This is a genomic window from Microcoleus sp. BM001215392, from assembly GCF_036700185.1.
GTDB lineage: Bacteria > Cyanobacteriota > Cyanobacteriia > Cyanobacteriales > Microcoleaceae > Microcoleus.
The window spans coordinates 1-5,198 of record NZ_JAUBOJ010000463.1 but is presented as its reverse complement, the minus strand read 5'-3'; the positions used below and the strand labels follow the sequence as shown (position 1 = coordinate 5,198).

The window sequence follows — 5,198 nt, the reverse complement described above, 5'->3', positions numbered from 1 at the left end:
CGGATTAACACCGACAGCCTCCTGGCGAATAGCTGCATTGTCCGCCGCTCACGACCAACCAGGGGCAGCCTCACCGTCACGGGTACGGGTGGCTTACCGCAGCGTCCCGGAGATGTCCAAATGTCTGACTTTCCCACAGTAGACGTGGAAACTTTACCCAGTGACGGCACATCCTCAAATACCAACCCCAATCGTTCTTGGCAAAAAGGCGATCGAATTGTAGAACCCCAAGGCGTGTATCGACTGCCGAATGGGAAACTTGTTATGAGTCGAGAATGTTCGCACATTCAATAAAAAAGGAGACCGCCCTATGATTGCTCAAAGCTGGTTGAGTCGGTGTTGGCATTGGAAGATTGGGGGTTGTGTTGCTCTAGTGGGGACACTCTCCATCGGGATCGGTAAGGGTGTTTTCGCTCAAATCGTGCCGGACAATACGCTAGGTGCTGAAGGTTCTGTCGTGACACCCAATCTCAATCTCAATGGGATTCCGAGTGACCAGATAGGCGGTGGGGCAATTCGCGGCGCGAATCTCTTTCATAGTTTTACTCAATTCAATATCGATGCCGGACGCGGCGCTTATTTCACCAATCCCGCAGGCATTGCAAACATTCTCTCGCGCGTGACGGGGGCTAACCGTTCGGAAATTTTAGGACGGTTGGGGGTTAATGGCACTGCTAATTTGTTTTTGATTAACCCAAAAGGCATTGTGTTCGGGCCTGCTGCCAGTTTAGACGTGCAGGGTTCCTTTGTCGCCACAACTGCCAATGCTGTCGAGTTTGGCGATCGAGGTATTTTCAGTGCTTCTAAACCTGAGTCTCCCCAGTTGCTAAATGTCAATCCTTCGGCTTTTCTATTCAATCAGATTCCCCCCGGATCTATTACCAATCGAGCTCCTGGTATGCGAGTTCGGCAGGGTCAGAATTTAATATTGTTAGGCGGAAATGTGAACTTGGATGGTGGGGTTTTGGAAGCGCCAAGCGGTCGAGTCGAGTTGGCAGGCTTGGCAGAGTCAGGACGAGTAGGAATCAGTCAGGAGAGTAACAATCTCAGCTTGATTTTCCCAGATGGGGGAGTGCGAGCAGATATATCTCTGAGAAATCAAGCCTTGGTCGAGGCTGGCGGCGATATACAGGTTCAGGGTAGGCGCGTTACCCTTACCGAGGGGTCGCAGATTAAAACGGCTACCGAAGGGGCAGCAAATGCAGGCAACATAACAGTTAATACCGGTCAATTGATTGTCAGTAATGGCGCACAAGTGACAGCCAGCACTAGGGGTCTGGGAAGGGGAGGGACGGTAGTGGTAAACGCTTTTGAGTCGATCGATCTCAGTGGCACCTCCACCAACGGTCAGCAGAGTGGCTTATTTGCTGATACTCAAAATGCTGGAGATGCAGGTGACATAAAAGTTGATACCGGGCAATTGACTGTCAGCGATCGGGCATTGATCACCAGCCGCAGTACGGGAATGGGAAGAGCTGGTAATATCGTCGTTACAGTCCGCGGCACCCTAGAAGCTAACAATGGCACGCTCGGAACTTCCGCCACTAAGTCTGCTGGAGGTGCCATCACCGTTAAGGCTGGAGATATCCGCCTGTTTGGTGACAGTAACATTACGACCAGTGTATTTGATGGCACAGGGGGCGGTGGCAACATTTACCTAGAAGCCGACTCCATCCTCGCTTTCGATCGTACTGACATCTTGGCTTTTGCTGATGGTGGTAAAGGGGGTGACATTACCCTAGATACTCCGGCTTTCTTCGGCGAAAGCTACCGCAGAGCACCCCGCAACACAGACCCTCGCACCCTCGATCGCAATAATCGAGTCGATGTTAACGCTACTGGTGCTACTGATGGAGTCATTACCACACCCGATACCTCTTCGATCGAAAACAGCCTCACCGAGTTACCAGACGATCGGATTGACATCGACAGCCTCCTCGCCACTAGCTGCATTGCCCGCCGCGATCGACCCACTAGAGGAAGTTTTACCGTCACGGGTACCGGCGGTTTACCCCAGAGTCCTGGAGATGCCCAAACGTCCAGCTTCCCCACAGTAGACGTGGAAACGCTACCCAGTGAGGGCACCCCCTCAACGATCGACCCCAATCGTCCTTGGCAAAAAGGCGACCCCATAGTTGAACCGCAAGGGGTGTATCGACTCCCGAACGGGCAACTCGTGTTGAGTCGAGAATGTCCTTAATTCAACAACATGATATGTATCCAATTAATCGGTGGATTGTCTTTTCAGGTTCAAGCATCGCGACATCAACTTGTTTTACCCTAAGTGCGATCGCCCAATCCGCACCGCCGCCAGGTGTCACCATTCCCCCTAACGCACCTGATGCTGTTGAACAAACAATTCCCAATCCCTCTCAAACACCCCGTCCTTTCCCCGATCGAACGCCTTCACCACCACCGGCACCAGAACTGCAAACTCCCCCAATTCAAGAGTCACCTGAAGTTACTCCCCCGTCGGGCGATCGCTTTTTTATCAACAAAATAGAAGTGCTGGGAAACACCGTCTTGCAGGACGAAATTGCCAAATTAATTCAGCCTTACCAGAACCGTTGGGTCACCTTTGAAGAGTTGCTCGAACTGCGATCGGCAATTATTCAACTCTATATTAAAAACGGCTACATTACCTCTGGAGCCTTCCTGCCCAACAATCAAGACCTTAGCAGCGGTACTGTCAAAATTCAAGTCGTAGAGGGCGAACTCGATCGGATTGAAATCGGTGGGTTAAATCGATTGCGAGAAGGATACGTGCGATCGCGCATTACTCTTGCCACCTCTACCCCCTTAAACCAGCGACGCTTAGAAGAAGCCTTGCAACTGTTGCAACTCGATCCCCTCATCGAGAGGGTAAATGCCGAGTTAACCGCAGGCACCACTCCGGGCCGCAATATCTTGCGAATCAATCTCAAAGAAGCGCCTGCCTTTCACAGTGCGATCGTACTGGAAAACAACCAATCTCCCAGCATTGGCTCAGTCCAAGGCAGCGTACAAGTCAGTCATGATAATCTGTTGGGATTTGGCGATCGCGCTTCTGCTCAATACGGTCGCACAGAAGGACTCAACCTCTACGACCTCAACTATACTATCCCCGTGAATCCTCGTAACGGTGCTCTTAACTTCCGCTATAACAATGGCGATAGCCGAATTATTGAACGAGAGTTCCGGGATGTCGGTATTAGAAGCGAGACTCAAACCTATTCCGTCAATTTCCGCCAGCCCATTACCAGAACACCAACCAGTGAATTTGCATTAAGCTTAGGTTTAGATCGCCGTCGCAGCCAAACGTATATCCTCGACGACAGGCCCTTTTCCTTCACAGAAGGCCCGGAAAATGGGGAATCTAAAATTACTGTAATTCGGTTTTCTCAAGATTGGGTCGATCGGGGCAGAACACGAGTTTTAGCCGCCCGCTCTCAATTCAGTCTGGGGATAGATGCCTTTGATGCAACTGTCAACAACACGGGTACTGACGGGCGATTCTTTTCCTGGTTGGGACAATTTCAGTGGGTGCAGCAGTTATCATCCAGAAATGTGCTAGTAGCGCGAATTGATGCTCAGCTAACTCCAGATTCTTTGCTACCTTTAGAACGCTTCAGTATTGGTGGAGTCGATACAGTTCGCGGCTACCGACAAAACCAACTCGTTGCCGACAATGGCATTTTGGGTTCCGTTGAAGTTCGCATTCCCCTCGCGTCAGACTCCAGCGTACTTCAGTTAGCGCCTTCTTTTGAAATCGGAACGGTCTGGAACGATCGAGATATTAACCCTGACCCAGCTACAATTGCCAGTTTAGGACTGGGTTTGCGATGGCAGGTTGCGCCCGATTTATCGTTGCGCCTGGACTACGGCCTGCCGTTAATTTCAGTTGGCGATCGGGGAAACTCGCTGCAAGATAAGGGTATCTACTTTTCAGTGCGCTATCAGCCGTTTTGAAGCAGGCTGTAGTAGTTTCCTAACCGGCGTTGCAGATTTGTGCGATCGAGTTTGCACAATTGTGCAATATATTGTCTAGCTGATTTCTATATCATGTGACCATAGGTGTCAACTTAACATCAAACCGATAGTCCGGCAGGGGTTTAAACCCCTGCCTCAAAGCGAAAGTCCTCTAAAAGAGGACTGAAGAACTCACTATACCAAATCCGTGCTAGATATCCCCGGTATGAAGGAGGCGGTTGAAACCGCTTCTATACGAACAAAGTCCGCCTGCGCCTCCTTGTGAGAATAACGCGGGCCCCAAACCCGGATTTGGTATTAGTCCTCTTTGAGAGGACTTTCGCTATGAGACTCTTAATTCATTCCCTGGCGGACTGGCGGGCGGGTGGGAGGACTGGTGGACTAAAAGCTGGTTGTTAACACCTACGATCGTATAAAAGGAAACCAATTTCATCACTTAGATCGATGATTTGTCTGACTCAGATGATGTCCGTAAAATCACCCATTATATGTTCGTAGTAAGGACTAAAGTCCTTATCCTTAATCCTTTAGTTTTGTTTGATAGACAATGGACAATTGACAATGGAAAATTACTTTAATTGATAATTACTTAAATTGACAACCTGCAACCAGATAATTATTTATACGAGAATTGACATTTCAGAATAGTCAACTGTCAACTGTCAACTGTCAATTACCAATTACGGTTTCAACGATGAGCCAAAATTTATCAGAACAAGGGACACTCAAAATACTTGTAGTGGATGACCACGAACTAATCTTAAGCGGAACACTCGACTTGCTGAAACGGCAGTACCCACAAGCCGAAATCCTTACCGCTAAAACAACCCAAAATGCTCTGCAACAGGTCGAAGCATTTGGGCCTGATTTAGTTATTATGGATCTTTCCCTACCAGAAACCTTCGGGAACACTGCCGAAATCAATCGAGGCATCAAAAGCCTGGGAACTTTAATGAAAAACTATCCCACCCTAAATTTGGTCGTGCAAAGCAGTTATGTCAAGGCACTGGTGCGGCTTAAACCAGATATCGATGCTCATGAAGGAGGGTTTACCGTAGCTGACAAAGGACTTTCCAGCCAGGAGATGTTGAAGCGGATTGACTTGGCACTCAAAGGAGTTACCCATACCAAAGATTTGAAAATGCCGCCAGGGGAAGTCAAGCCAGAGTGGCTTGAGGTACTCAATCTCGCCTTTGAAGAAGGATTGGAAGATAAAGTTATTGCCGAAC

4 protein-coding genes are annotated in these 5,198 nt (G+C 49.2%); all 4 read left to right on the top strand.

Annotated features, from left to right (window positions below; genetic code table 11):
* Positions 1-294 (top strand): hypothetical protein (locus tag QT974_RS30735; RefSeq protein WP_333472164.1); only part of this gene is annotated, 294 nt, incomplete at its 5' end.
* A gap of 16 nt (positions 295-310) precedes the next feature.
* Positions 311-2,200, top strand: coding sequence for a two-partner secretion domain-containing protein (locus tag QT974_RS30730; RefSeq protein WP_333472163.1), 1,890 nt, complete (start codon positions 311-313; stop codon positions 2,198-2,200).
* A 14-nt stretch (positions 2,201-2,214) separates the two neighbouring features.
* On the top strand, positions 2,215-3,948 hold the full coding sequence (locus QT974_RS30725; protein ID WP_333472162.1) for a ShlB/FhaC/HecB family hemolysin secretion/activation protein: 1,734 nt from the start codon (positions 2,215-2,217) through the stop codon (positions 3,946-3,948).
* A 715-nt stretch (positions 3,949-4,663) separates the two neighbouring features.
* On the top strand, positions 4,664-5,198 hold a 535-nt coding region (locus tag QT974_RS30720), incomplete at its 3' end, for a response regulator (protein WP_333472161.1).